Origin of the sequence: Streptomyces sp. NPDC032161, assembly GCF_040636995.1 — a bacterium.
GTDB lineage: Bacteria > Actinomycetota > Actinomycetes > Streptomycetales > Streptomycetaceae > Streptomyces.
Window position 1 is genome coordinate 14,896 of the sequence record NZ_JBEZVN010000042.1, and the last position, 25,088, is coordinate 39,983.

The window sequence follows — 25,088 nt, forward strand, 5'->3', positions numbered from 1 at the left end:
GCGCATGCCCGGAATACTGATCTGTTCGTCACCCGCCGAAGGCCACGTCACTCCCTTGCTCGCGGTCGCTCGTGGGCTGGTTGCGGCCGGACACCGCGTGGTGATGGTGACGGGCCGTCGCTTCGCCGAGCGGGTCCGGGCCACCGGAGCCGACTTCGCGCCCTTGCCGGAAGCGGTGGACTTCGACGACACCTGGGCCGATTCCCATCCGGAGCGGGCCGGGAAGCGCGGCCTCGCCGCGATGCGCTTCGACCTGGACCACATGTTCTTCCGCGCGGCCGAGCCGCAGTACGAGACCGTCACCGCACTGATCGACGCCCACGGCATCGATGTCGTGCTGGCCGAACCGCTGTTCCTCGGCGTCGCCCCACTGGCCCTGCTGCCCCGCGACCGGCGCCCGCGGCTGATGCTGGCGGGCATCGTCCCGCTGCCGCTGACAGGCCCCGACGTCGCCCCCTTCGGACTCGGCCTGCCGCCCATGGGCGGTGCGCTGGGCCGAGTACGGAACCGGGCGCTGACCGCGCTGGTGCGGCGGGTGGTCTTCCCGGCACAGCAGCGGGACCTGTCGGGCCTGTGCCGACGGATCGCCGGCCGCCCGCTGCCGGGCCTGTTCCTGGACTGGCCCGCGCTGGCGGACGATCTGGTGCAGCTGACCGTCCCGGGGTTCGAGTACCCGCGCCCCGGAGCGACCTCACCGGTGCACTTCATCGGGCCGCTGGGCCGGAGCTCCGCCGGAGACCATCCGCTGCCCGACTGGTGGAGCGAGCTCGATCACGATCTGCCGATCGTCCTGGTCACCCAGGGCACAGCGGCCAACAACGACTTCGACGAGCTGATCAACCCGGCGGTGGCGGCGCTGGCCGACGAGGACCTGACCGTCGTCGTCGCCACTGGAGGCCGCGGAACGCAGGCATGGGCGACCGCGCTGCCCGACAACGTGAGAGCGGCCGCGTTCGTGCCGTACGACGCACTGATGCCCCGCGTCGCCCTGATGGTCACCAACGGCGGGTACGGCGGCGTGCACTTCGCGCTGCGCCACGGGGTCCCGCTCGTGGTCGCCGGGGCCACCGAGGACAAGGCCGAGGTCGCCGCCCGGGTCTCCTGGTCAGGTGTGGGCGTGGGGATGCGTACCAACCACCCGTCGGCGAAGGCGCTGGGTGAGGCAGCCCGCCGCGTGCTGGCCGACCAGGGCTACCGACACCGGGCCGGGGTCCTGGCGGAACAGATCGCAGCGGCGGGCGGTATCGACGCGTTGGTCGCCCTGATCGACACGAGCCGCACGCCCTGACACGGCGTACGGGGGCGCGCGCTTCGAACGGCGCCGTGGCGGAACCCCGGGGCGGATGTGCCCGACGGGCTTGCGGCGGCTCGGCTGCGCGCAGAGTGGTGGGGAAGCCGCACCGCCTCAGGTGTCGGGCGACGGCCGGGTGGTTCGAAGTGTTCCCGGGCCGGCCGCGGAAGCTCTTGAGGGACGTCGGTGACGGGCATCCGGCCCGGGCGGCCCCTTTCGAGGCCGCTCGGCGCGTTCGTGGTGTGGGCGGTGTTCGCCGGTTGGTGGCCTGTCGGCGCGCGGCAGGTGTTGCGGTGACGATGATGTCGTCGCCCGGCTGCCCGAGGTGCAGGCCCGGCCGGACATGGTGGCCGGGGCGTCCGGCATGGGGCGAGGGGCCGTCGATGCCGCTCGGTGCCCGGGGCGGGCGGGCGTTGCGCGGCTCAGTCGGCGAGCAGTTTGTCGAGCTCCGCCGTGAAGAGCACGGCGGGGTCGAAGCCCATCCCGGCGAAGTGCCCGGCGAGTTCCAAAGAGAGGACGCCGTGCAGCCGGGTCCAGAACGCGAGGGCCCGGCGGAGGACCGAGGGTGGGGCGGGGTGCTCGCCCGCCCACTGCCGGTGGTTTTCCAGGTGTGTGTCGAGGGGTGTCACGGCGGTGTCCGCCGGCAGTGCGGCGCAGGTGTCGAGGAGGACCGCCATGGTCTCCGACGCGATCGTGGTGATGTCGTCGGGTGCGTGATATCCGGGCACGGGTGTGCCGTAGACGAGGAAGTACCGCTGAGGGTCGTCGAGCGCCCAGCCGCGTAGTACGTGCGCCAGCCCGGCGAGGTCGGAGCCCGTCTCCGCCGCGGACCGGAAGGCATCGGCCAGGCTGCGGTACGCGTCCCGGACGAGTTCGGTGATCAGTTCGTCGCGACCGGCGAAGTACCGGTAGAGCGCGGGCCCGCTCATGCCCAGCTGCTTGGCGATCGCGTTCAGGGAGAGCGCGGATGCCCCGGCGTCGGCGATCTGCTCCCATGCCCGCTCCTTGATCTCCGTACGTACCTGGTTCCGGTACCTCTCGCGGGGGGTCACCTTGGCTCCGTTCGTCACCTGTCATGCTCCCTGCCTGGCCGCGCTCCTGGGCGTTACACCCTATCGCGGTAACGAGAGGGGGTAGCGAGGGGATTCGATGACACTTGATACTCCCGCCCAAGGTAGTCATTTTAGTTATAGCTTCTAACTGGCTCGCGCGTGCGGTGAGTTGCGCACCACGTCGACGACCGCCGGGGCGAATGTCCTGCCCTTCACGTTCGAAAGGGCCTGATGCAACAGGGCGTCAGGGTTTCGGAGGGGTGCTCCGAAGCCACGGCAGCGGTCGGTCCGGGCCGAGGCGGCGCAAGCCGTGGCCGTAGTCAGCGTGGCGACTTCAGGAGACCACCGGCGATCCGCAGTCGATCAGGATGGGTCCCCTGTTCACCCTTCGGTGACTCGGATGATCGTCTTGCCAGGGGTGCGCTCACCGGGGAAGAACGCGGCAGGTGCTTCGGCGAGCGGCCGTACGGCGCCGACGAGCGGCTTGAGCCGTCCGTCCCTCAGCCGCGAGGCGAGTTCGGCGAGCCGGGCGCGGTCGGGTTCGACGACGAAGAAGACGGCCCGCCCGCGCTGGGGCTGGACCTTGGGCGGCATGGCGATGGTGACGAGGGTGCCGCCGGTGCGCACCAGGGCGGCCGAGCGATCGAGCGTATCTCCGCCGATCACGTCGAACACGACATCGACCTCGCCGACGCGCTCCAGTTTCTCGGACTCCAGGTCGAGGAAGGCGTCCACGCCGAGCGCGAGCGCCCTGTCCCGGGCGGAGGCACGGCCGGTGCCGATGACTCGCGCGCCGACCTCGTGGGCGAGTTGCGCCGCGATCGAGCCGACGCTGCCCGCGACGCCGTGGATCAGGACGGTCTGTCCTGTGGCGAGGCGGCCGTGGTCGAACAGGCCCTGCCACGCGGTCAGCCCGGAGATCGGCACCGCGGCGGCCACGGTGTGGTCGACATCCGCCGGCAGCGGAGCGAGGTTGCGGGCCTCCACCGCGGTGAACTCGGCGAGTGTGCCGTTGCGGGCCCAGTCGGTCAGGCCGAACACCCGCTGGCCGACACTCAGGCCCGTGGTGCCGTATCCCAGCTCGACGACGATCCCCGACAGCTCGTGCCCGGGTACGCTCGGCGTCCGGTCACGGCCCGCGCGGTCGGTCCAGGTACCGGGCCACTCCAGCTCTCCAGGGGTGAAGCCCGCAGCGTGCACGCGCACGACGACGTCGTTCTCGGCCGCATGGGGGTAGGGCATGTCGTCCGTCAGGGACAGTCCGGCGATACCGGCGTCACGGTCTCGAACAGTGATGGCTCGCATGACAGGTCCTTACCCATTTATCCTGTCTGTCTGCCCCGGTCTGCGGTCTCATCACGGAGATGAGGTAACCCCTCCGGGTGTGACAGCTCAGACCTGAGCTTGCGCGCTGCGGCAGGCTCCGCTTTCGCCCGCCGTCACTTGTGGGCCTTCCCGCGCTGTTCACCGATTCCAGCGGCGTCGGATCCCACGCACGCGCCCCGACCCCGTGCTCCCCGGGAGTCCGTCGGGCGGCCCTGGTTCCGGAGGTTGCCCAGAGCTGGTCGAGTGCGTTCATGGCCGAGCGCCGCACGAGCGCCGGGACCCCCCGGCAACCTGGCGTTCGCCATCAAGCCCGCCCTGGCCGGGCAGATGATCGCTGCAGCTCCAGACCGTTTCTTCAAGCTGTCATCTGCTGTGCGGTGTCCGGCACTTCCCCGAGCTCTCGGCTTCGTTCGAGCAGGGGAGGCTCCATCGCTCGCGGCGTTGTCGGAGTCGTCCTCGTGCGTCCGGTACGAGGACGATCCTCCGCCCTGCGATCGCATGCAACCGGACACCACGCAGCCCGGCCTCCGGCAGGACGGTGTCAGTTCGAAGACACGGCCTGGTCGCGAAGGCCGCTGGCATCGCGACCGGCGCCGGGTCGGCGGACGAGGTCCACTGCCTCGTCGGTTCTTCCCGCGCCGCAGGTGCGGAGGATGTCGGCGAGGCCGGGGTGGTCGGCTTCGAGGAGGGCCGCGGCTGCCAGGATCTCCGCAGCCCCGGCACGGGAGTTGAGCAGATCGCGCAGCCGTAGGGCGAAGTTCGTGTCCAGGTCCTGGGCCGGGCCGTGGGCGGGGGGCGGGGCCGGTTGGGAAGGAGCGGGCGGGTGCGAGGTGGTGCCCAGCGAGTCCTGGCCGGGGGTTCGGCTGGCCCGGATGGTCGCCAGCGTCTCGCGTGCGGTCGCGGCCGGTACGGCGCCGGCACGGACGTCATGGGCGAGGTGGAGCACCGCCGAGAGGCGGGCCGCGGCGTCGGGGTTGGCGATCCGGGCGCGCTGGGCGCTCATGACGAGGCTGAGCATGGCCGGTGAGACCCCGAGGATCTCCGCGAGGCCGGACTGGGTCACCGCGAACAGGGTGCACAAGTCCCGGCAGAGTTCACCGAGCGGAGCGCCGTACCACTGGCGCTGGAGCTCTTGGTTGCGCGTCGTGGCGGTTTGGTCCATGGGTCCACGCTAGCAGTTTTTACACTTGTCAAAGATTGTTTTCATGTGTCAATCTCCCCCGGAAGCTCGACCCACCCTCAATTGACGGGAAGTCATTGTGTCCTGGACGCGCACCACTTCGCTCGCCGCTGTCGCCGCCCTCGCCGTCTTCGGCCTGACCGCCTGTGGCAGCGATGGCGCCGCCCCCGAAGGCTCCGACAAGTCCGCTGCCACCGCCACCGCCGGTTCGGACGCCGCCGCCTCCGGCGATACGGGCGCCCCGTCCGACGCCGCCCCCTCCGGTGTGAAGGCCCCGGACGACCTGCCCGCCGGCCTGCCGCTGCCGGAGGGGGAGCTCACCTCCGTGACGGGGGGCAAGGGCGCGTACGTCCTCACGTACCGTACGGACGACCCCGAGGCCACGCTCGACGCCTACCGGTCCGCCCTCGAAGGCGACCAGTACACCGTGATCGACATCGGCGGCACGTTCACCGCGACCTCGGGCAATACCGCCGTACAGATCACCACCACCGCCGACACCGTGATCCTCACGCTGGCCGGCGCCTGACGCCGACGACCCCGTGCGCCGGTACGCTACGGCGCATGGAAGCAGGGGGGATGCTCGCCGACCGGTACCGGTTGCTCGCACCGGTCGCCAGCGGCGCCCAGGGCACGGTCTGGCGAGCCGTGGACACGCGTCACGGCAAGGACGTGGCAGTGAAGGTCACCGGCGGTGCCGACGTCGAGTCGCTGCTGCGGCTGGTGTGCGAGCAATCGGTACGCATCGGGCACCCCCATGTCCTCGCCCCCGTCGACTGGTTCGTTCGCGACGGCGAGGCCTGGCTGGTGCTGCCCCTGGTCCGCGGCGGCACGCTCGCCGGGCTTCTCGCGGACTACGGCGAACTGCCACCCGCCGTCGGCCTGCTCCTCGCCGAGCAGATCCTGGACGCGCTCGTCGCGGTGCACGGCGCCGGCCTCGTGCACCGCGACGTCAAACCCTCGAACATCCTCCTCGCCGCGACCGGGGCCGCCCGCCCCCACGCCTACCTCAGCGACTTCGGTATCGCCCGCGTCCTGCCCCACCTCCAGCTCACCGCACCCGCCTACGTCGCGGGCACACCCGACTACCTCGCCCCCGAGATCCGTGCCGGAGCCGACAGCTCTCCCGCCCAGGACATCTACGCCGCCGGGCTCGTACTGCGTGTCCTGGGCGCCCCACCGGCACTGCTCGCCGCCATGACCGCAGAGCGGCCCGAGTGCCGGCCCACCGCCGCAGCGGCCCTCGACGCGATCATCGCCGCCCGCATCGCCCTCGGGACCGAACACTGGCCCCTGCAGTGGCAGGACGAGCCCTTCCTCATCGCCGACCAGCTCGGCGAGGCGCCCCTTCCCGTCACCGACCGGTCCTCCCGACGCAGACGCCTCTGGGCAGCCCTCTGCGCCGGCGCCGTGCTCCTGGCGGGCCTCGCCACGACGGCAGCGCTGACCGGCGGCAGCCCCGACCACCCAGCCGCCCCCGCGGGGAGCCCCCGGCCGACCGCCCCCGCTGTCCCCGCCGATGCCCGGCGCGGCCCCGCCGACCCCGAAGGGCCCACCGCCTTCAGCCCCTGCCCTGCGGACCAGGAGTACGACGTCGCCTTCAGCCCCGAGGGCTACATCCTGATGTGCAGGCACATCCCTGACACACGCCGTTACGCATGGCAACCGACCGCTTCCGAGGACTGACCCCCCGTCGTTCCCCCGATCCCGGCCGATCCCAGAGACGCCCGTTCCGGGCGACCGGTGTGCACACCGCACGCCGCCCCCGAGCTGTCCCGACCGGGTGGACACGCGGTCCGGGCCGACGCCCCGCCCGGAACGTGCGATCAAAAGACGTCCGGCACGATCGGGACCGCACCGGGCCGACGGAGCACCGACGAACCGCACACCACCAGGGCCCGGATACCGACCGTCCACATCGAGGCCGTACCGGTGTGCATGGACAGTACGGCAGGGGTCCGGACGCTGACGCCGTCCACGACCGGTTCGGCCCCGGCGGCCTTCTCCGCCCCAAGGAGAACCGGCCCCCCCGGCGATCACCCCATCCACGACCTGATCGCAAGAACCCTGCAAGATCGCCCGGACACAGCCTGGCTGCCCACCGGCAACTCGTCGTGCGTCAGTCGGCCGGCTTCTGGAGAGGGGCCGGTTCGGTGGTGAGCAGTGCGGTGATCTCCTGGGCGAGCTCCGGGCCGAGTTCGCCCCAGCCGTCCTTGTAGCCGTAGACGCTCGCCAGGGTGCGGGCGTCGTAGTCGCCGTTCATGATCTCGATGTCGCTGGTGGTGATGAGTGCCGGGTGGGCGACGCCGACAGCTCCCGAGACCTTCAGCAGCTCCTTGCGCAGGGTGCGCAGGTAGACAGCGGCCCGGGCGGCCTTCGAGGGCGCGTCGACGCCGCGCACCAGCCACGGGTTCTGGGTGGCGATGCCGGTGGGGCACTTGTCGGTGTGGCATTTCTGCGCCTGGATGCATCCGATGGACAGCATGGCCTCGCGGGCGACGTTGATCATGTCGACACCCAGGGCGAAGGCGACGGCGGCGTTCTCGGGCAGGCCGAGCTTGCCGGAGCCGATGAAGGTGAGGTCGTCGGTCAGACCCCGCTCGGCGAACGTGCTGTAGACGCGGGAGAAGCCCATCCGGAACGGCAGCGACACCGAGTCGGTGAAGATCAGGGGGGCCGCCCCGGTACCGCCCTCGCCTCCGTCGATGGTCACGAAGTCGACCCCGCGATCACCACGCGCCATCAGCATGGCCAGCTCCTGCCAGAAGCTCATCTCCCCGACGGCGCTCTTGATCCCGACCGGCAGACCGGTCTCGGTAGCGAGCAGCTCGACGAAGTCGAGCATCGAGTCGACGTCGTGGAACGCGGTGTGCCGAGAGGGGGAGGCGCAGTCCTTGCCGGCCGGGATGCCGCGGATCTCGGCGATCTCGGGGGTCACCTTCGCGCCCGGCAGCATCCCGCCGAGCCCCGGCTTGGCGCCCTGGGAGAGCTTGATCTCTATCGCCTTGACCGGGGCGCCGGCGACCACGTCCTTGAGCTTGTCGAGGTTGAAGGTGCCGTCCTCGTTGCGGCAGCCGAAGTACGACGTCCCTATCTGGAGGACGAGGTCGCCGCCGTTGCGGTGGTACGGCGAGAGGCCGCCCTCACCCGTGTTCTGCATCGTGCCGGCCAGCGCCGCGCCCTTGTTGAGCGCCGTGATGGCCGCGCCGGACAACGATCCGAAGCTCATCGCCGAGATGTTCACGACGCTCGCCGGCCGGAACGCCTTGGCGCGCCCGCGCGGGCCGCCTAGCACCTTGGCCGAGGGCAGCGGGGCCTGTGGGTCGTGCAGGTCCGGCAGCGCGCCGGCGAACGTGCGCTGCTTCACGTACGCGTGCCCTTGCACGTGCTCGACGTCTACGTCGGTTCCGAACCCGAAGTAGTTGTTCTCCTCCTTCGCCGACGCATAGATCCAGGTGCGCTGGTCGCGGCTGAACGGGCGCTCTTCCTCGTTGGACGTCACGACGTACTGCCGCAGCTCCGGCCCGATCGTCTCCAACAGGTACCGGGCGTGCCCGACCACGGGGAAGTTTCTGAGCAGTGCGTGCTTCTTCTGGACGAGGTCGCGGGCGGCCACCAGCGCCAATGCTGTTGCGGCGGCCGCGCCGATGCTCCGAGCGCGCATGAACGTTCCTCTCCTCGACTGCTCGATACCCGACGCCATCGCTGTGCGGCGGACGTCGTGGGCGTTGGGCGGCGGACACGGCCGGGCAGGCATCGGCGTCCGACGACGAAACGCCAGATGATACTAAAGGCTGTCCCGTAACCCCTGGCGGGCTCGTCTCAGCGGCCCCGATCGTCTCCGGCATCATCCGGTACGCCAGGTCATGTCGGTCCGGCAGAGTCCAGCGGCCGCCCTCCAGGAACCGCCACAGGCCGTCCAGGCGGCTGCGCTCGGCGCGCCCCCAGGCCGACGACTTCGACGCGGCGGCCCAGCCCGGCGAATTCCTCCGCCGTGGCCAGGGTCATGGCCGGATCCCTGAAGTCGCCTTCCAGCATCAGGCTGTAGCCCTTGTCCCGCGCGTACTCGATACTCATCCGCGCCCAGGCGCCGGAGGCCTGCCCGGTGGCCTCGGGGAACAGCCACGGCTCGTTGTCCAGGACCTCCTGGTGCCGGGGGCGGAACGGACGCAGCTCATCACCGGCCAGGGGCACGAGATGCTGGTCGGCGTGCCGCTGTCCGGCGGCCGCCATGGCCTGGCTCTTGCCCGCGGCGGACGGCCCGCCCAACGGGACCAGCACGGGCTGGTCCTGCGGGGTGTAGCCGGAGAAGACGAAATCCCCGCCCCGCTCCTCGAAGCGGTCACGTAACTGCTTCTCGGTGAGGAAGTAGTCGCTCGCCTCAGCCACAGCACCCTTCAGGACTGGATGCGGGCGATCGGCTGGGTGCCGTCGTCGGCCGGCACCGCACGCTTGGCAGGGCGCAGGTCCAGGACCCACTGCTAACAACGCTCGCGCCCTTCGGCCATGAAGGCGGTGTCGGACAGGCGCGTGCAGCAGGCGGCGAGCTGGTTGGCCGTCTCGACGAACGCGTCGTACACCAGCGCCGTCGGCACGTTGACGATCGAGTCCGCGGGTTGCGGGGCGGTCAATGCACTGCTCCTTCGCGTAGTTGAGCCGAGGCAACGCCTCGTCGTCTCAGCGACCTGCGTCGGTCGTCGTCCCCGGCCGGCTGGTACGGCGCAGAGACTGGTCGAGAGGCCCGCTCCGACGCCAGTGCTGCGACCGGAAAGGTCTACCGGCTCGCGACGTCCGGCACGGCACCTCGCCGCGTTGTCGCATCACCCGAGTACGTCCAGTACGAGGGCGATCCTCCGCCTCGCGATGCACCGCACCGGACGCAGCGAGCTTCCCGGCAAACGTCTCCGGCCACAGCACTAGCTAGGACGCGACCGAGACAATCGGCTGGCTCGACTCTGGCACGAGAGCCTCCCGTGAGCTGGACAGGCCACTCCGGTGGGCTCGCAGCAGACGGCGAGGCCGAGGAGACCGGCCTTTGGCCATCCTGCGCATCACGCGCCCGGGGCCTCGCCGGGCGGACTGGCCGCTCCGAACTCCCGGCAGCCCGCCTTGTGCTCATCGTCAGAGGAATCTTCCGCATGACCGCCATCTGGACTCGCTGTTGCCGCCGACGACGGGGCGTTGTGTGGGTGTCGGTGTGCTGCCGCTCTTCCGGCGTCACCGGTGGAGGAGCACGACGGCGGTGGCGTCCGCCGGTTCGCCGTCGCGGCAGGTGGTCAGGGCATCGGCGAGGGCCTGTGGGCGGTTCCTCGTGCGCGCCTAACAGAAAGCACCCCACCCGGGCACCACCCTGCCCATCGACCTGACCAGGCTGACACTCGACCAGGTCCGCGGCTGGAACCGCGCGCTGTGCGGGAGCACGACTCCACGCCGACCGGTCACTCGACACCACACCGCCGAAGCCGGCCTCCTCACCGGGCCCACCGGACTGTGGGCCTGTGCACCCGCCTGCCGCACCGGCTGACAGCCGCCCGCCGGCGAGGCCCGCCCTCCGGTGATCGACAACTACGCAGGATACGTTGGCCGCCCGCGCGTCCCCGGCTTGCGAGGCCCCGATGAAGCACCCGAGCGCACCCGCACCGTCCTGCATGACCCTGAGGGGCGGATCGAGGCCGAAGTCCCTCTCCTACACCCAACCGGCCGAGGAACCGGTGCCCGCTGACGGCTGATGCCCCTTCTGTTCGGCAGCCTCCGGCACCTCTTTCACCCCGTGCTTGCACCGCTTCTCGCTGTCCCAGTCAGCGGCTTTGCCCTGGGGAAGCGGCTTATGCAGGCCGACGGTTCAATGGCGGCATCTCAGGCCCGGTGTAGCGTCCCTCCGTCGTACTCTGGGTGGGCTGCCATCCGTCGGTGTTGCTGAAGCTCTCCCAGGACACGCTCGTGAGCTGGTCGCGCGGAGCTCCGGTCCGGGCCTCGTACGCATTGCTGGCGAGGTAGAGGAGGGACTCGAATTCCATCCCGGTCGGGAAACGCGAGGGATCCGCGAGTACCCCCTCGTAGAACTCCCTTCCGTTCGCTACCACGACACAACGCGCGTACAGGAAGTCGTCAGCGGAGATGTAATCGTCTCCATTGTCCGGATCCGACTCGCCCTGATAGCACCAACGAGCGTGCTCTCGCGTATCCAGCGCGTAGAGCTTGGCGGCAAGCAGGTCCTCGAACGCGACGATCTCCTGGGGCGGCAGCTCCTGAAGCTCCCGCGAAGCAGGAGCGAGCACCGCGTCGTCATCACCGGTCCGTTCCCAGTCGAATGATGCGATGAGGGCCCAGAAACGTGCTTCATCCATGGTCCGATCCTTGCACAGGCCCAAAGCCGCTCAGCCTGCAGGAACTGCTTCCACCGACTTGTGTCATTTCACTGCGAGGGAGGCCGTATGCCGGCCACCGCCTCTACACCGCCGGCTGGTCCCTGCCCGGCCCGGGGCTGACCCGGGTCTGCCCCGGCTTCCTGCGCGATCTGCAGTTGATGAGGATGCCTGCTTGGAGCGCATCGCGGACCGAGACCCCGTCGTGTCGAGCGGGCTTGCGGGAAGCGGCGTCGCGCGGCGTCCTGCGCACCGCCACGATGCCAAGGGCCGGCCCTAATCCGACAACAGGCGCGGCGCATCCTGGAAAGGCCCGTCTCCCCCCGGGGGCTACAGGCGACGACGATGTGGTGGGGCCTTTCGGGGAGCTGGGCCGTTCCAGAGGTGACACCGTGACACCTCTCGCCGTTAGGCCTGTGCGAGCCGGACGTCAGCCGGACGTCAGCAGGACACACGCGAAACGTCAGATGCTTGCTTCAGGGTGGGGTCTGCCGATCGGCCCGGTTCAAACCCCCGTCCGGGCCGATCGGGCACAGCATCCGCACAAGCGCAGAAAGACCCGCACTGAAGAGAATCAGGGCTGCCGTCCTCACCGCCGCGGTCATCGCAGGTACGGCTGTCGCCGCCACCCCGGCGCACGCAGACTACTGGTGCCAGCGCGGCACCGGCACCATCATCTGCGAATACGGCGTCGCCTCCTGGACCACGGTCCGCGGCGTGACGGGGTCGTGATCGGACACCGCCCGGCGAAGTAGCGCCGCCCGCGGCGGGAACCCGGCCGTCCTGACCGGCCGCACGGCCGGGCAGGACCACGTCCATCGCGGCGAGCCGCCGCGCGCCCCGCCCGCGCCCCGAGTCGAGGCCGATTGCGGCGAAGGCCTCGGGCCCGTCACCCTGCACTCAAGCCCCGGTAGAGGCTGAGCGGTGCCGTCAGAGACCGCCGGGCCTCTCGTGTGTGCCGGAGTCGATCAGTGGCGGGCGAAGCGCCCGGGGCGGCCGCTTCGGCTTCAGTCAAGGCGCGGTAGAGCGAAGCAACCTCTGCGGCCGGTGATCCCTCTTCTGCCCCGGCAGACCCTCTCGGGCGAGGCCATTTCGCGTACGGAGCAGCCTTGCCGCCCCCTTTGGAAATGAGGAAGCAATGCGAGTGAGAACAGGCTTGACCGGGCTCGTGGCCGCTGCGTGCGCGGCCGTGTTCATGGCGCCGGCCCCGGCCGGCGCGGTACAGACCCCCGAGGCGCACCGGGCCAAGGAAGGTCCCCACTGCGTCGCCGACGCCGTCACGCAGAAGACCACCTGCTACGACACCTTCCGCGAGAGCATTGCCGCGGCGACCGGCGGCCGCATCACCGACGCCCCCGCCACACCCCAGAAGGCCGCCACGGACAAAGAGTTCCTGGCAAAGCTCAACGCGCCCGCCAAGACCGCCGCCAACACACCCGCCTCGCGCACCACCGCAACGTCCAGTCAGACCATCGGCGCCGTCCTCTACGAGCACGGCAACTACTCCGGCCAGTCCCTGACCCTCACGATGTACGTTCCGTGCGGCGTCGGCAGCCGATTTGCCTATTCCGACCTCGGCTCCGAGTTCTACCGTTTTGACAACCTGACTTCCTCGTTGATCGCTTCGGGCAATTGTCAGGTCGAGCTGTTCGAGAACATCAGTCTCACGGGCGCGAGTCAGAAGTACACCAGCAGTGTGGGCTGGGTCGGCAACGCGATGAACGACCACGCCAGCTCCGTGCTGCTTACGTAGAGCCGCAGGGCCCGAGCGCCGTGGCGCGCACAGGCGGGCGTGCGCAGGGTCCCGCGCACGCCCGCGTACACCGCCGGACCGTCGGCGGCTCGCCGCAGAAGTCTCCGCCGACACCGACAAGTTCGGCCGAGGCGACGCGTTCTTTCGCAGCGAGCGGGTGAGTGCGAGAGACCGCGAGATACTGCGGCTGATGCGAGAACTCGGCCAAGTGCCGAACGTCGCGTTCCGGGCTGGCAGCGAGGACGGCGGTGACAACGATGTTGCCGCCGACCAACCGTGTGAACGGCTCCGCCCACGATGGTTCGACCAGGCGCGTGAGTTCGGCAGGGAGCGTCGTGATCGTTCGCCCCAACGACTCGTACACCGCGCCCTGGAATCCGATCCCAGCACCGAAGAACGCTCAAGCTCCGCAAGGCAGGTCCGGCAGCAGCCAAGAGCTCATCGCTGGCTGCCGAGACGGGCGACGATCAGACGTGCCGTGGCGATCGCTTCCGCCTGCCGGGCTGCGTGATCCTCCGTGCGGCCTGCTGCGACCCAGCGTGAGGCATCGACCAGCGCACCGTTGAGGAGCACGGCCAGGGTCGAGGCGCGCACCTGTGCCGTGAGGTTCCCGGCGCGTTGCGCGCGGTCGATCGCTTCGGCGATCGACCTTATGCAGGACGCGGTGGACGACTCGACTGCATCGGGCAGCACGGCCGGGGCATCGTGGAAGATGATCTGCTGTACGTCCGGCGCCTGGGTGAGTTCGATGTAGGCCGCACAACGAGCCGCAAGCGCGCCCAGCGGGTCCGGAGCTTCGGCTGCCGCAGCATTCAGGCTCGCACCCAGTTCCGCGTCCACCGCCTCCACCACTGCGGCGAGCAGGCCACTCTTGCCGCCGAAATGGTGGTACAGCGCCCCCCTGGTCAACGAAGCCGAGGCCGTCAGATCGTCCATCGACGTCGCCGCGTAGCCGGCATCGCCGAAGTGGCGCCGACCGGCATCGATCAGGGCTTGTCTGGTCGCATCCAGCATCTCCGCACGGGTCCTGCGGCCCACGGCTCCTCCGTCCCTCGGTACCGCAGAACGTAATTGACATACGCGGCGTATGTCAATTAGCTTCATTCGCATACGCGGCGTATGTGAATGAGGTCTGCGTCCGGTCCGGCAGGTAGGAGAATCGTGTTCACTCGATACGCGACGCTGTTCCGGCACCCCGGTGCCACCCCGATGACCATCGCAGGGGTGCTCGCGCGCATGCCGTTGTCGATGCTCGGCGTCGGGGTCATCACGATGGTCTCCCGGACCCACGGCAGCTATGCCCTGGCAGGCGCGCTGGCCGCCTGTTACACCCTGGTCGCCGCTGTCGCCTCACCACAGGTGGCCCGCCTGGTCGACCGGTACGGGCAACGCCGCATCGTCGTCCCCGTCGCGATCTCCAGCGCCGCCTGCGTCTGGGCGATGGCCACCGTCTCGGCGTCCGACGGACCTGAAGCGCTCTTGTTCGTGTTCGCCCTGCTGGCCGGTGTGACGCCGAGCGCCCCGGCGTTGGTGCGATCCCGCTGGAGCCACATCCTTCGTGACTCGGGCGACACGCACACCGCGTACTCCTGGGAGACCGTGCTCGATGAGGTCTGTTTCATCCTCGGGCCTCCTCTCTCCATAGGTCTCAGCGTCGCTCTCTTCCCCCAGGCGGGACCTGTCGCCGCGAGCATCTTCCTGCTGGCGGGAACAGTGTGGCTGACTGTGCAACGCCGTACCGAGCCGCCCACCGCAGGGTCGCTGTCCGATGAGCGACCGAGCCGGCCGGGTTTCCTTCACGTTCTCTCAGATCCGACCGTGGCCGTCATCGTGGTCGCCATGACGGCGATGGGAGTGATCATCGGCACCGTCGACGTCGTCTCCGTCGCGTTCGCCGAGGCCGGGGGCAACACGGCACTGGCAAGCGTCGTGCTGTCCGTCTACGCGGCAGGATCATGCCTCTCGGGCTTCGTGTTCGGCAGCAGGACGATCACGCGCCCGATCAGTGGGCTCCTGCGGATCGGACTCATCGCCACCGCGCTCACCACCGTACCCATGGTGTTCGTCGGATCGATCAGCGCACTGTCCATCACGGTCTTCATCGCCGGCCTCTTCTTCGCCCCCACCATGATCCTCAGTTCTCAGCTCATCGAGAAGAATGTCCCTCAGGCTTCGCTCACCGAGGCTCTCACGTGGTCGACCGCGGGCTTGAGCCTCGGCACCGCGATCGGCCCTGCAGCCGCCGGTCCCCTGATCGACGGCCTCGGCGCGAGCAACGGGTTCTGGACCGCGATCATCGCAGGCACAGCACTACTTCTCCCGGCCGTGCTCCTGAGACGCCCCTCTGTCACCTGACACCGAGCCCGATTCCGCCACGGCTACTACCGGTCCGCCGCACACGGAACCGGGGGCACCTCCATCCCCCCTGTCTTCGGCCGCCCGCACCTGGCCGTGTCCATGCGCCTGCACGGCAGCCGGTGGTGCAGTACCCCGTCGCCGAGCCGAGTCCATCAGAGCCGGTACCGCTGGAAACGGTCGCACTACGGCTGGAGGCACTCGCCCATCCGGTGCGACTGCGGCAGTTGCGCACCCCGGCCCGCGGCCCGCACACCACCGGCGGGCTGACCCACGCATGGGAACTTTCGCCCCCGGAGGTCTTCCACCACCTCGCCGTCCTGTGCCGTGCGGGCCTGCTCACCACCCGGCGGCACGGGCGCTACGCCCACTACCCCCTCACCCTGCCCGAGATGACGACGCCGGGCGCAGACCTGCCGACCCGGTATCGATACCGGTCCTGTCCGCGGTGGCGGGAATTGTCGGACCTGGTTCTCAACCGCAGCTGATCCGCCCGAAGTTGAGCAGTTCAGGTGTGCCGGAGGAAGAGAATCCGTTCACCAGGGACACGTCGACGAGGGCGCCCCCGTTGCCGTACTGCTCAACCCAGTACTCTTCTGCTCGATGTCGTTGGGTGTCCCACGATACGTACCGTGCCCGGTCCTCCTTGGCGAACCGCAGGCAGCGGTCCAGTTCCGAGCCCGTTGACGGCCTCCGGGCACGGCCAGGGCCGCGAACTCTGCATCGGCATCGCGGTCAGGATCGGCGACGCGCTCGACGCCGGCATCACTGCCCTGCTCGGCTACGCGCGGGCCCAGGGTGCGCGTCGTCCGCGCCGAGCGGGCGGTGCGGCTGTGGCACTCCGAGTCCGGCAGCCATATCCGGCTCCTCGCGGGCACCGGGGGCCTCGGCCCCTTGGAGATCTGGGATTGGGTGCTGGTGCCCCGGAGGACGAGAGCGCGGCGGAGCCGCACCCGGCCGGCCTCGTCGGGCTGGTCCACGTCACGGCGGGCGAGCTCACCCTCGCCGTCGACGGCTCTGCGTCCGGCCCAGTTCCTTGTTAGCGTGCGGCCATGCGCGCACCTATCGGAGACTTCGAGACCGCGACCCCGGCCCCGGACTGCCTGGACGAACTGGCCGCTCCGGTGGCTGACGCCGTACGGAACTGGCAGGTCGGCATTCCCGCCGACCACGTCCTCTACGTCGACACTGACCCGCGTTGGGCCGACACCGCGGTCTTCCTGGAGCACTACGGCAGTGATCTGACCGAGCGGTCGGCGAACTGCGTGGTGGTCGCGGGCAAGCGGGGCGGCGAGACCACGCTCGCCGCGTGCCTGGTCCTGTCGACCACCCGCGTCGACGTCAACGGCGTGGTCCGCCGCCACCTGGGCGCCCGCAAGGCCTCGTTCGCCCCGATGGAGACGGCGACGGGCGAGACCGGCATGGAGTACGGCGGCGTCACCCCCCTCGGACTGCCCGCCGGCTGGCCCCTATTGGTGGACGCGGCCGTCGTCGACCTGCCCTACGTCCTGGTCGGCAGCGGCCGGCGGCGCGGCAAACTACTGGTGCCGGGCAAGGTGTTCGCCGAACTGCCGGGCGCGGTCGTGCTGGAAGGACTGGGCGTCTGAACGGAGAACGGCGAGCTCGGCACGCGATCCTCCCGCGCCTCGTTGTGCCCCCGGGTCGCAGGCCTGGCGACAAGGGCCCGGCGGCGCTGATGCTCCGGAACACGAGCCGTCCATCCCACGCTTGAATACCTGCGCAGAGCAGGCAGGCGCTCTCGGTGGGGCACCCGATCACCATCACGCGGGACGACCGCGCCCCGTGCGATGACAGCGTGCCGTCCGGTCCACCGGACGGCACGGCCCAGGGCCGCGGAAGCGGTGAACGGACTGACGGTGAAGGCGGTGACGAGCAGGAGCAGCCGCAAGCGGGGTTCGTGCCCGGGGACGACGGTAGGGTCAGGGCCCGCACGATTCACTCGTCCGGTCCGGCCCTCGCGCTGGTTCGATGGGTGGTCATGATGCTCTGGACAACCGGGCCCGGGCCCGGGCACCGGGCTCGGCGATTCCGAGGCGTAGTTCTCCGGTGCCGGCTACGGCGGTGAGCCGTGCCATCGGCGCCCGGTACGGATGACGGGAACAACGACGGCACACTGCCACGCCAGACACGGTTGCAGTGCTGGAAGAATTCGTCGAGCAACCGGTAGCAGGCCAACACCTCGGCAACGTCGTGCCCCTCTGCCCGAACTGCCACACGCTGTTCGACGGACCGTATGGCGAGGTCGACGAAGCGGAGATCCGCGCCCTGTGCGACGAAACCGCGCGCCGACCCGAGGTCCTCGTCCACGTGATCGACTTCATCCGGGCCGAACGTTCTACAGTCCCCACGACCAGGCCGTGATGATCCGACGCGCCTTCCGGGGTGTCCAGCAAGGCGTAGTCGGACCACGGTGTCGTCGAGCGGTGCGGACAACCTGGACGTCCTGGGTCCGTCGGTTACGGGACGCCGAGTTCGAAAAGGCCGTAGCCCGCGTACGAGCCGGAGGCCAGGGCTGCGATGCCGAGGAGCATGAGCTGGAGGGGCAGGCTGAGGCGGCGCAGGGCGAGGGCGAGCGGGAGGAAGAGCGGGAAGAGGGGGAGCAGATAGCGGGAGACGTTGGCGAATATCTGCTGGCTGCCCAGGACGAGGACGAGGGTGAGGACGGTGTAGACCATCAGGACGGCTGGGGGACGCAGCCGGATCAGCAGCGAGAGCAGTGCGAGCGCGAGCAGGACGACACCGACGCCGATCAGGTCTGCGAAGGGCCAGGCGGAGAGATAGTCGGAGTGACCCACCGGGACGGATGTGAGGACGTCGAGGGTGTGCCGGCCGTAGTCCCACTCGTGGGCCCAGGCATCGGACTGAAGCTTGAAGTAGCCGCCGTAGTCGCCCATTTGGTGACCCACCCAGCCGAGATAGGCGAGGAGGCCGAGCGGGGCGACGGCCATCGCGGCCACCGGACGCAGGATGCCGTCCTGGTGACGGTGGAGCGCGAGCAGGGCCGCGACGGCGACGGCGGCGATCAGCGCCACGGCGGTGGGCCGGTTGAGCCCTGCCACGCAGGTGAGGAGACCGGCGGTGAGCCAGCGGCGGCTCAGGACGGCATGACAGGACCAGACGGCCAGGGCCACGAAGAGGGAGTCGGAGTAGACCGCCCACTCCACGCCGGAACCGGGCCAGACGGCCCAGAGTCCGGCCGCGGCCAGCCCGGCCCTTCTGCCGCCGAGGCGTTCGGTGACGGCGTAGATGCCCAGGGCGGCGGCCAAGGAGGCGACGACGGAGACCAGTAGGCCGGCGCCGTACACGCCGAGGCCGGTGAGCTCGGAGACCAGCCGCATCAGCGCCGGGTAGAGCGGGAAGAACGCCGCCGAGTTCCCTTCGAGGGTGATCGGGCCGGTGGCGCCGGGGATCGGGACCAGCTGAGGGTCGTATCCGTGTGTGGCGATCTGCTGGTACCACCAGCCGTCCCAGCTGGCCAGGACGTCCCACGGGCGGGTGCCGCCGCCGAAGCGCGGGTGCTTCGTGCGGTAGTCCCCGGCGGAGTGCAGCAGCCACATGAAGGCGGCGAAGCCGATGAACTTGAGTGCGCCGTAGACGGCCAGTACGGGGCCGTAGTGCCCGGCTGCGCGGCGCAGGCGGCGCCGGCGGTCGGGGCCCGTGGTGGCAGGCTGCTGCGGCAGCCTGGCGTTCCAGCTCGGGGTGCCGGTCGCGGTCGTACGGGGGGTGGTCCTGGTCATGCGCGGAACACCCACGCTCGGAAGAACAGGAACCGCAGCAGTGTCGCGGCCAGGTTGGCGGTGAGGAGTACGGCGAGTTCGATGGCCTGCCCGGCCGAGGGCACCGCTTGGTGCAGGGCGGCGAGCGATCCGCCGGTGAGCGCCAGGCCGATCAGGAGGACGACCAGGCCCCTGCTCTGGTGGCGCAGCACACCGCCGCGGCCACGGAGACCGAAGGTGAGCCGCCTGTTCACGGCCGTGTTGGCGACGGCGCAGACCAGCAGCGCAAGTGCGTTGGCGGCCTGGGATCCGGCCACCGGGCGCAGTGCCGCGTAGAGGAGCAGGTACGCGAGGGTGCTGACGGCTCCTACGGCGGCGAAGCATATGAGTTGGGTGGCGAGCCTGCCCGGTGCGTCGGCGTCACCGTCGCGGAGCGACCCGCCCGGCAGCAGTGTGTTTCGCGCCAGTGCCTTGCCGATCCTGGCGATGCCGCGCAGGTCGGCCAGTGCCGTGGTGAGGATGTCGACCCGAGTGTCGGGATCATCCACCCAGTCGACCGGTACCTCATGGATGCGCAGCCCGGCACGCTCGGCGATCACCAGCAGTTCGGTGTCGAAGAACCACTCCGAGTCCTGTATGAGGGGCAGCAGTCGCTCGGCCACATCACGCCGCACCGCCTTGAACCCGCATTGCGCGTCGGAGAAGCCCACGGCGAGGACGGAGCGCAGGAGGGCGTTGTAGCAACGAGAGGTGATCTCTCGCTTGGGGCCGCGCACCACCCGGGAACCGGGGGCCAGGCGGGTGCCGATGGCGATATCGGAGTGGCCGGAGAGCAGCGGGGCCACGAGCGGCAGCAACGCCGTCAGTTCCGTGGACAGGTCCACGTCCATGTACGCGAGTACGGGGGCCGACGAGTGCGACCAGGCGGTACGCAGCGCCCGGCCGCGCCCCTTCTCGGCCAGCCGAAGCCACTGTGCTTCGGGCAGTTCGGCTGCCAGCCGAGCGGCGATTTGCGGGGTGCTGTCCGTACTGGCGTTGTCGGCGATGGTGATGCGGAACGGATAGGGGAAGGTCTCGCACAGGTGCGCGTGGAGCCGCCGTACGCTCGGCTCCAAATCTCTCTCCTCATTGAACACGGGGACGACCACGTCCAGGACGGGCTCCGGATGGTGTGTCGCCACTGGTGCGCGGTGCGGCAGTCGGCTTGGGTCCTTCAGGACAAGTGACCCTTGTTTTCTCATGATTTGTCCTTTTTGTGGCCTGGTGCGGGGCGGGCCGAAGACGCTCGGGGCGACGGTGTGCTATGGCGTTACGGGGTGATGGGTGAGGGTGAGGCGGTCGACGGCCAGTGCCGGGAGCGGCACTAGTTCCGCGGGGTCGCCGTATCCGAAGGCGGGGCCAAGGTCGAGGGCGGCGACGTGCTCTCCGTGCTCCCCGGTGGGGTCTCGATGGTGGTGGGTGTACTCCCGGCCGTGCCCGGCGGCATGATTGCGGCGGTCTCGTCCGGGGGTGCGGGGGCGGTGGAGGTGCCCGAGGAGGGGGGCGTGCTCAGGGACGGGTCGGGTGTCGCGGGCGAGGCGGACGGCGACGGGCTCGTCGCGGGCTGTGGTGCGGGGTGGCTGGGCTCGACCCGGGCCGCATGGCCGGGCAGCAGGGTCAGCCCGACACTGAGGCCGACGACGGCCAGGACGGAGCCGACTGCGCTCTGCGCGGCTCGTCTCCGACGCCGGGCACGCACCCCCGCCCAGAGACGTTCCCGGTGCTTCGGCTCGAACGGTGCGGGCGCCTCGGTGTCGCGCATCATCTGTGCCAGCTGCCGCTCGAAGTGATCCATGGGGTTCTCCTTCACCGCGCCGGCTCGTTCATATTGCCCAGGAGCTGCCTCAGCTGCGCCACTCCGCGCGAGGCGTGGGACCGAGCCGTGCCCACCGGGCATCCGAGTGCCTCCGCCACCTGCCCCTCGGGCAGGTCCTGGTAGTAGCGCAGTACCACCGCCACCCTCTGCTTCGGCGACAACTGGGCCAGCGCGGCCTCCAGTCGAGAACGCTCCGCCACGTCCGCGGACACATCGCCGACCGCCGCCGCCTCGGGGAGCTGTTCGACGGGGCGTTCACCCCACCAACGCCGCTGTCCCGAGCGTGCCGCCGCACGCATCATCACCTTGCGGACGTACGGCTCCGGTGCGTCATCCGCGACCTTGGGCCAGACGAACCAGAGCTTGACCAAGGACTCCTGCAACAAGTCCTCGGCCCGATGCCGATCGCCTCCGACGAGCAGACGCGCCAGGTGGAGCAGCACCGACCAGCGGGCAGCCACGAACTCGTCGAACGCGCGGGCTCGACTCTGCTCCATTCGCACTGTTCCTGTTCTCGCCGGTTGCCTACACCCTGTAAAAGGCACTGGCGTGCGACCCGCGATGCACCTGAAGACCGTGATCTGGATCACAGGGCATGTCGACGAGGAGCGCGAGACGCTCCTCCCGTGTCGTTGGCGGGTGGGTTGGTTGCGGTGTTGGGTGGTTTGCGAGCTGGGGTGTTGATGGTCGATTGAGAGCACGGGCGGGTGGGTTTCGAGGGTGTGGGATCGGGGCCTGGTCTGGGGTTGCTGCGGCTTTGTTGAGACAGGGTGCGGGGCGGTGGTGGGTTCGGCGAGGTGATCGATACGGATCCGGTCGAGGCCGGTCTTCGTGATGCGTTCGCTACCGTCGAGGATCGCGGTGATCGCGGCTTGGCGTAGGAGCCGGTCAGGCTCCCGATCCGTCCAGCGGCGCGCTGGTGGAGGCAGGCGGCGTGGCGGGGGAGGGGCCCTACCCATTGCGCGCGGAGATCGAGTGCGGCTTCTACTGCCGTGATCAGCTCCTTGAACGGCTCGTGTTTCCCGGGCCGCCCCGGGAACGCACCGCATTCCTCCAGGCTCGCACGTTCGGCGAGCTGCGCCCCACGCACACCGCTGAAACAAGGCGGTCGTGGTGACGTCGATGCCCGCGTACACGAACGTCGCCTGGATGCGTTCGGTGAGGTCTTTCAGCAGGTCGGCGGTTTCGGCGCCGGTGGTGGTGCGGGGACGTCCGGGCGGTGACGGCGACGAAGCCGGAGGCCTGGCCGAGGTCGTTGGCGTAGGCATCGCGCCGGGCCGGGTCCAGGCGGAGGCGCCGCTGTCCCAGGCCTTGGCGAGCGGCAGCTGCCACGTCAACGACCTGGTACGCCTTTCGAGGGCGGCGACATCACCCTGCGGCAGGCTCGCCCCGTGCCTCTCCGCCCAGAACCCGCTACGCGGGTTGCCAGGTGCCCAGCCACGTGTCCTTCGACCAGTGGCTCTCGGAACCGAGGCCCGCGAGTAGTTCGCCACCGTCGTCCTCTCCTGGGTGACCGCCGACACCTGGCACCGGCGCGCCCCGGTGACCGGCCCCATACCGGAGGACCGCCCGCACCCCTGTCCGTCCACGGTGCCCAGGGGGTGCCGCGCAGGAGATGCAGGCGCTGACCTGGCTGGCGCGAAGCTCGAAAGCGGGCAGCCGGGGCTTGCCTCAGCAGGCCTCAGGCCCGGCAGAGGAGCAAGGTGCCCAGTGAGCGAATACACCGGATCGACCGGCACGACGGCTGCCACCGAGATCATGTGAGTGGCGGCGACCACCCGGTTCCCACGAAGATCCGGTCTAGGTGGTGGCGCAGTACTGCGATGGCCGACTCCGGCTCCCGCTGGCCCACGAGGATGCTGGTCCCCATGGCCGCCGCCATGGCCAGGAGGCTGATCGCCTCCGTGCGCGCGTCGATGTCGGGGTCGGCCAGACCGGTTTTCCGTGCTTGTTGCAGCAGGCGGGTCAGGGCGTGCTCGGCGGCGTCGGGGTTGTCGATGAAGGGCTCGGCGGCGAGTGCCCCGTCGGTCACGGACAGGATCGCGTACGAAGTGTAGAGGAGGTGGAAGGTGCGGCTCTCCTCGTCGGTCGGGAGGGAGGTCAGGAGCAGCGCCTCGATGGTCGCGCGCGGGCCCGGGTCCTGGCCGTCGGGGCGAAGGCCGGCGCTCACGCGTGCGGTGAAGAGGCCGGTCAGATGCTGCAGTCCGTAGAAGAGCAGTTTCTCCTTCGTGTGGAAGTAGTACTGCACGAGCCGCAGTGACACTCCGGCCTCGGCGGCCACGTCGCGCATGCCGACCGCGTGCAGTCCGCGCCGTCCGGCGACCCGGATGAGGGCCTCGGCGATCTGGGTGCGGCGCTCCTCGTGGTCCACGAGCTTTGGCATGGGTCGTATCTCCGCCCGACGGTGGTCAGTTCCCGGTCCAGACCTTTCCGGACCTTTCCATGGTACCGCCGTACCATCATCATGGTACGGTCGTACCACAAAGAATCGATCTCTCCGGAGGCGCCCTGTGTCCGCGCACACGACCCGAACCAGCCCACGCCGCGACATCGGTCACTACGTGAACGACACCTTGCGCGACCGGTACTTCGCCACCTGCGACGTCCTCTACGACATGGGAGCACCCTCCCGCTTCGAGACGGACGTGGAGACGAGCTTTGGCACCACGCACGTCTACCGGTACGGCCCGACGGACCCCGCTGACGAGTCCCGTACGCCGATCGTCCTGATCCACGGGTCCGGAGGCTGCTCCGCCCAGTGGTACCCCAACACCCCCGGGCTCAGCGCCGAACGCCCCGTGTACGCCCTGGACACTCCCGGCGATCCCGGTCGCAGTGTCCAGCGCGAACCGATGTGGCAACCGGAGCGCGCGGCCCAGTGGCTCGAAGAGGCGCTCGACGCACTCGGCCTCGACCGGGTTCACCTCGTCGGTTCCTCCTACGGCGGCTGGCTGGTGCTCAACCAGGCACACCGCAGGCCCAGCAGGCTCGCCTCGGTCACCCTGCTCGACCCCGGCGGCCTGGAGAAAGTGGGCCTGCGCTTCTTCGCCTGGATCTTCGTCAGCTTCTTTGCGACCTTCGCCCCAAAGGCGCTGCGCCCACGCCTCGCCTCCTGGCTGGAGCAGCCGGTCATCGTGGTTCCCGAGCTGCGCACGTGGATCCGGGCGAGCGTCCGGGCCTTCCGGATACGCCGCCCCGCGCCACTGCCGCTGACCGAAGACGAGCTGCGCACCATCAACACCCCGCTCTACCTCGCTCTGGGCAAGCGAAGTCTGCTCGTACATCCCAAGCGGCAACTGGAGCGCGTGCCACGCCTGGTTCGCGGAGCCCGCGCTGAGATCATCGCCGACACCGGCCACGGCCCCGCGATCGACCACCCCGACCTGCTCAATGCCCGGATGCTGAGCTTCATGAAGGACGTCGACTCCCTCAACCCGACCAAAGACCACGGTGACGGCGACACGTAACCCCGAGCTCGCGCATCAGGGTGTCGGCGAGGACCTGGTGGTCGATGTCGGCGTGGTGTGGTCGGCGAGAACCTGCGCGGCGGCGCACCAGGCGAGGGTGGAGCGGTCGACCGGCACCGGGCGGCTGCCGGCGCACGGGTCGGTGGGGGTCGCGGACGGTGCGGCCGGCGCGGTGAGCGGGATGCCGTGGGCGGCGAGCTGGCCGGTGGTGCGGCGGTTGAACCGGCCGCCGAGTTCACCCGCGCCACACGGAGGAGAGCGAGCGAGTCAGCCTCTTCCATCTCTACCGCGACGTGCACCGTCCAGCAGCCGCCGACAACTGAGGCCCGCGACGCCCGGTCGACCCACATGGAGCCGCCGCATCCGCAGATCGCCACAGTGCTGGACGCCCGCCAGGAGGCGGTGGGGAACTGGGAGACCAGGAAGACCGAGCCGCGGCCGCCGAAGCGCGCCGCGTACGCCCGGCTGCTGGAGGGCCTCGCCGCCCGCTTCCCCGCCCCGGCCGCCGACGCGCCCGCCGCTGCCCCGGCGCCCGTGGTCCCGGAGGCCTTCACCGGCCCGGCCCGGGAGACGGTTCCCGCGCCCGTTACCAACGTCATGTCCCGCAACAACTAGTACTCCAGTCTGGTTTCGCGATCTTGTGGCCGTACCCGGCCGGGAACGGGTACGGCCACCGCGTGATCATCGGTTGGTGTGTGGACAAACGA

22 protein-coding genes and 2 pseudogenes are annotated in these 25,088 nt (G+C 70.0%); 11 read left to right on the forward strand and 13 right to left on the reverse strand.

What is annotated here, in order from left to right:
* Nucleotides 1-4 precede the first annotated feature (4 nt).
* Nucleotides 5-1,288 (forward strand): nucleotide disphospho-sugar-binding domain-containing protein, encoded by a 1,284-nt coding sequence (locus tag AB0E67_RS32630; protein ID WP_362033663.1) that lies wholly within the window; start codon nt 5-7, stop codon nt 1,286-1,288.
* A gap of 425 nt (nt 1,289-1,713) precedes the next feature.
* On the opposite strand, the gene AB0E67_RS32635 is transcribed toward AB0E67_RS32630, so the two are convergent.
* The 3 genes from AB0E67_RS32635 to AB0E67_RS32645 all read right to left on the reverse strand — a co-directional run bounded on the left by AB0E67_RS32635 (nt 1,714) and on the right by AB0E67_RS32645 (nt 4,831).
* Nucleotides 1,714-2,361 carry a TetR/AcrR family transcriptional regulator gene (locus AB0E67_RS32635; protein WP_362033666.1) on the reverse strand — a complete coding sequence of 216 codons (648 nt, stop codon included), beginning with the start codon at nt 2,359-2,361 and terminating at the stop codon, nt 1,714-1,716.
* Between the two features lie 363 nt (nt 2,362-2,724).
* Nucleotides 2,725-3,648, reverse strand: coding sequence for an NADP-dependent oxidoreductase (locus tag AB0E67_RS32640; protein WP_362033668.1), 924 nt, complete (start codon nt 3,646-3,648; stop codon nt 2,725-2,727).
* A gap of 562 nt (nt 3,649-4,210) precedes the next feature.
* Nucleotides 4,211-4,831 (reverse strand): DNA-binding protein, encoded by a 621-nt coding sequence (locus AB0E67_RS32645; protein ID WP_362033671.1) that lies wholly within the window; start codon nt 4,829-4,831, stop codon nt 4,211-4,213.
* A gap of 97 nt (nt 4,832-4,928) precedes the next feature.
* On the opposite strand from AB0E67_RS32645, the gene AB0E67_RS32650 reads away from it, so the two are divergent.
* Together AB0E67_RS32650 and AB0E67_RS32655 are read left to right on the forward strand one after the other, a co-directional pair.
* Complete coding sequence (locus tag AB0E67_RS32650; protein WP_362033674.1) at nt 4,929-5,378, forward strand: hypothetical protein; 450 nt, start codon at nt 4,929-4,931, stop codon at nt 5,376-5,378.
* Between the two features lie 35 nt (nt 5,379-5,413).
* Nucleotides 5,414-6,535: a serine/threonine-protein kinase gene (locus tag AB0E67_RS32655; RefSeq protein ID WP_362033676.1), complete on the forward strand. Its 1,122-nt coding sequence runs from the start codon at nt 5,414-5,416 to the stop codon at nt 6,533-6,535.
* A gap of 433 nt (nt 6,536-6,968) precedes the next feature.
* On the opposite strand, the gene AB0E67_RS32660 is transcribed toward AB0E67_RS32655, so the two are convergent.
* The 4 genes from AB0E67_RS32660 to AB0E67_RS32675 form a co-directional block, all read right to left on the reverse strand.
* Nucleotides 6,969-8,513: an FMN-binding glutamate synthase family protein gene (locus AB0E67_RS32660; protein WP_362033679.1), complete on the reverse strand. Its 1,545-nt coding sequence runs from the start codon at nt 8,511-8,513 to the stop codon at nt 6,969-6,971.
* Nucleotides 8,514-8,713: 200 nt separating this feature from the next.
* Complete coding sequence (locus tag AB0E67_RS32665; RefSeq protein WP_362033682.1) at nt 8,714-9,238, reverse strand: zeta toxin family protein; 525 nt, start codon at nt 9,236-9,238, stop codon at nt 8,714-8,716.
* A 92-nt stretch (nt 9,239-9,330) separates the two neighbouring features.
* Nucleotides 9,331-9,480, reverse strand: coding sequence for a hypothetical protein (locus AB0E67_RS32670; RefSeq protein ID WP_362033685.1), 150 nt, complete (start codon nt 9,478-9,480; stop codon nt 9,331-9,333).
* A gap of 1,194 nt (nt 9,481-10,674) precedes the next feature.
* Complete coding sequence (locus tag AB0E67_RS32675) at nt 10,675-11,196, reverse strand: DUF4240 domain-containing protein (protein ID WP_362033688.1); 522 nt, start codon at nt 11,194-11,196, stop codon at nt 10,675-10,677.
* 1,174 nt (nt 11,197-12,370) lie between these two features.
* On the opposite strand from AB0E67_RS32675, the gene AB0E67_RS32680 reads away from it, so the two are divergent.
* The gene (locus AB0E67_RS32680) at nt 12,371-12,967 is read left to right on the forward strand and encodes a hypothetical protein (protein ID WP_362033691.1); all 597 of its coding nucleotides are present in this window, start codon (nt 12,371-12,373) and stop codon (nt 12,965-12,967) included.
* 438 nt (nt 12,968-13,405) lie between these two features.
* On the opposite strand, the gene AB0E67_RS32685 is transcribed toward AB0E67_RS32680, so the two are convergent.
* Entirely contained in the window at nt 13,406-13,981 is a 576-nt protein-coding gene (locus tag AB0E67_RS32685; protein WP_362033694.1) for a TetR/AcrR family transcriptional regulator, read from the reverse strand.
* A gap of 147 nt (nt 13,982-14,128) precedes the next feature.
* On the opposite strand from AB0E67_RS32685, the gene AB0E67_RS32690 reads away from it, so the two are divergent.
* The 5 genes and pseudogenes from AB0E67_RS32690 to AB0E67_RS32710 all read left to right on the forward strand — a co-directional run bounded on the left by AB0E67_RS32690 (nt 14,129) and on the right by AB0E67_RS32710 (nt 17,704).
* Nucleotides 14,129-15,322, forward strand: a complete 1,194-nt coding sequence (locus tag AB0E67_RS32690) for an MFS transporter (RefSeq protein WP_362033697.1) — start codon at nt 14,129-14,131, stop codon at nt 15,320-15,322.
* Between the two features lie 48 nt (nt 15,323-15,370).
* Nucleotides 15,371-15,810: pseudogene (locus tag AB0E67_RS32695) on the forward strand (DUF5937 family protein); the annotation flags it as partial.
* 234 nt (nt 15,811-16,044) lie between these two features.
* Nucleotides 16,045-16,338, forward strand: a pseudogene (locus AB0E67_RS32700) (transcriptional regulator); the annotation flags it as partial.
* Nucleotides 16,339-16,374: 36 nt separating this feature from the next.
* Nucleotides 16,375-16,929 carry a YbaK/EbsC family protein gene (locus AB0E67_RS32705; protein WP_362033700.1) on the forward strand — a complete coding sequence of 185 codons (555 nt, stop codon included), beginning with the start codon at nt 16,375-16,377 and terminating at the stop codon, nt 16,927-16,929.
* Nucleotides 16,930-17,479: 550 nt separating this feature from the next.
* Entirely contained in the window at nt 17,480-17,704 is a 225-nt protein-coding gene (locus AB0E67_RS32710) for a hypothetical protein (RefSeq protein WP_362033703.1), read from the forward strand.
* Between the two features lie 95 nt (nt 17,705-17,799).
* On the opposite strand, the gene AB0E67_RS32715 is transcribed toward AB0E67_RS32710, so the two are convergent.
* From AB0E67_RS32715 to AB0E67_RS32735, 5 genes are all read right to left on the reverse strand, one after another.
* Nucleotides 17,800-19,080: a glycosyltransferase family 39 protein gene (locus tag AB0E67_RS32715; RefSeq protein WP_362033705.1), complete on the reverse strand. Its 1,281-nt coding sequence runs from the start codon at nt 19,078-19,080 to the stop codon at nt 17,800-17,802.
* Nucleotides 19,077-20,240 carry a bifunctional glycosyltransferase family 2/GtrA family protein gene (locus AB0E67_RS32720; protein WP_362033708.1) on the reverse strand — a complete coding sequence of 388 codons (1,164 nt, stop codon included), beginning with the start codon at nt 20,238-20,240 and terminating at the stop codon, nt 19,077-19,079. Before AB0E67_RS32720 ends, AB0E67_RS32715 begins: the two co-directional genes overlap by 4 nt.
* A 182-nt stretch (nt 20,241-20,422) precedes the next feature.
* Nucleotides 20,423-20,893, reverse strand: coding sequence for a cellulase (locus AB0E67_RS32725; RefSeq protein WP_362033711.1), 471 nt, complete (start codon nt 20,891-20,893; stop codon nt 20,423-20,425).
* Nucleotides 20,894-20,904: 11 nt separating this feature from the next.
* Nucleotides 20,905-21,411, reverse strand: coding sequence for a SigE family RNA polymerase sigma factor (locus tag AB0E67_RS32730; RefSeq protein WP_362033714.1), 507 nt, complete (start codon nt 21,409-21,411; stop codon nt 20,905-20,907).
* Nucleotides 21,412-22,670: 1,259 nt separating this feature from the next.
* Nucleotides 22,671-23,297: a TetR/AcrR family transcriptional regulator gene (locus tag AB0E67_RS32735; protein WP_362033717.1), complete on the reverse strand. Its 627-nt coding sequence runs from the start codon at nt 23,295-23,297 to the stop codon at nt 22,671-22,673.
* Nucleotides 23,298-23,424: 127 nt separating this feature from the next.
* Here AB0E67_RS32735 and AB0E67_RS32740 point away from each other — a divergent pair, with 127 nt between their 5' ends.
* Together AB0E67_RS32740 and AB0E67_RS32745 are read left to right on the forward strand one after the other, a co-directional pair.
* A complete protein-coding gene (locus tag AB0E67_RS32740) occupies nt 23,425-24,381 on the forward strand; it encodes an alpha/beta fold hydrolase (protein ID WP_362033720.1) in 957 nt (318 codons plus the stop codon).
* Between the two features lie 348 nt (nt 24,382-24,729).
* Nucleotides 24,730-24,996 carry a hypothetical protein gene (locus tag AB0E67_RS32745; RefSeq protein ID WP_362033723.1) on the forward strand — a complete coding sequence of 89 codons (267 nt, stop codon included), beginning with the start codon at nt 24,730-24,732 and terminating at the stop codon, nt 24,994-24,996.
* Nucleotides 24,997-25,088 lie beyond the last annotated feature (92 nt).

Excerpts from the sequence above, each read along its gene's own strand:
- AB0E67_RS32645 (WP_362033671.1), bottom strand. The coding sequence starts at position 4,831 with ATGGACCAAACCGCCACGACGCGCAACCAAGAGCTCCAGCGCCAGTGG.
- AB0E67_RS32630 (WP_362033663.1), top strand. The coding sequence starts at position 5 with ATGCCCGGAATACTGATCTGTTCGTCACCCGCCGAAGGCCACGTCACT.
- AB0E67_RS32715 (WP_362033705.1), bottom strand. The coding sequence starts at position 19,080 with ATGACCAGGACCACCCCCCGTACGACCGCGACCGGCACCCCGAGCTGG.
- AB0E67_RS32655 (WP_362033676.1), top strand. The coding sequence starts at position 5,414 with ATGGAAGCAGGGGGGATGCTCGCCGACCGGTACCGGTTGCTCGCACCG.
- AB0E67_RS32640 (WP_362033668.1), bottom strand. The coding sequence starts at position 3,648 with ATGCGAGCCATCACTGTTCGAGACCGTGACGCCGGTATCGCCGGACTG.
- AB0E67_RS32675 (WP_362033688.1), bottom strand. The coding sequence starts at position 11,196 with ATGGATGAAGCACGTTTCTGGGCCCTCATCGCATCATTCGACTGGGAA.
- AB0E67_RS32705 (WP_362033700.1), top strand. The coding sequence starts at position 16,375 with ATGCGCGCACCTATCGGAGACTTCGAGACCGCGACCCCGGCCCCGGAC.
- AB0E67_RS32685 (WP_362033694.1), bottom strand. The coding sequence starts at position 13,981 with ATGCTGGATGCGACCAGACAAGCCCTGATCGATGCCGGTCGGCGCCAC.
- AB0E67_RS32735 (WP_362033717.1), bottom strand. The coding sequence starts at position 23,297 with ATGCCAAAGCTCGTGGACCACGAGGAGCGCCGCACCCAGATCGCCGAG.
- AB0E67_RS32660 (WP_362033679.1), bottom strand. The coding sequence starts at position 8,513 with ATGCGCGCTCGGAGCATCGGCGCGGCCGCCGCAACAGCATTGGCGCTG.
- AB0E67_RS32725 (WP_362033711.1), bottom strand. The coding sequence starts at position 20,893 with ATGGATCACTTCGAGCGGCAGCTGGCACAGATGATGCGCGACACCGAG.
- AB0E67_RS32745 (WP_362033723.1), top strand. The coding sequence starts at position 24,730 with ATGGAGCCGCCGCATCCGCAGATCGCCACAGTGCTGGACGCCCGCCAG.
- AB0E67_RS32730 (WP_362033714.1), bottom strand. The coding sequence starts at position 21,411 with ATGGAGCAGAGTCGAGCCCGCGCGTTCGACGAGTTCGTGGCTGCCCGC.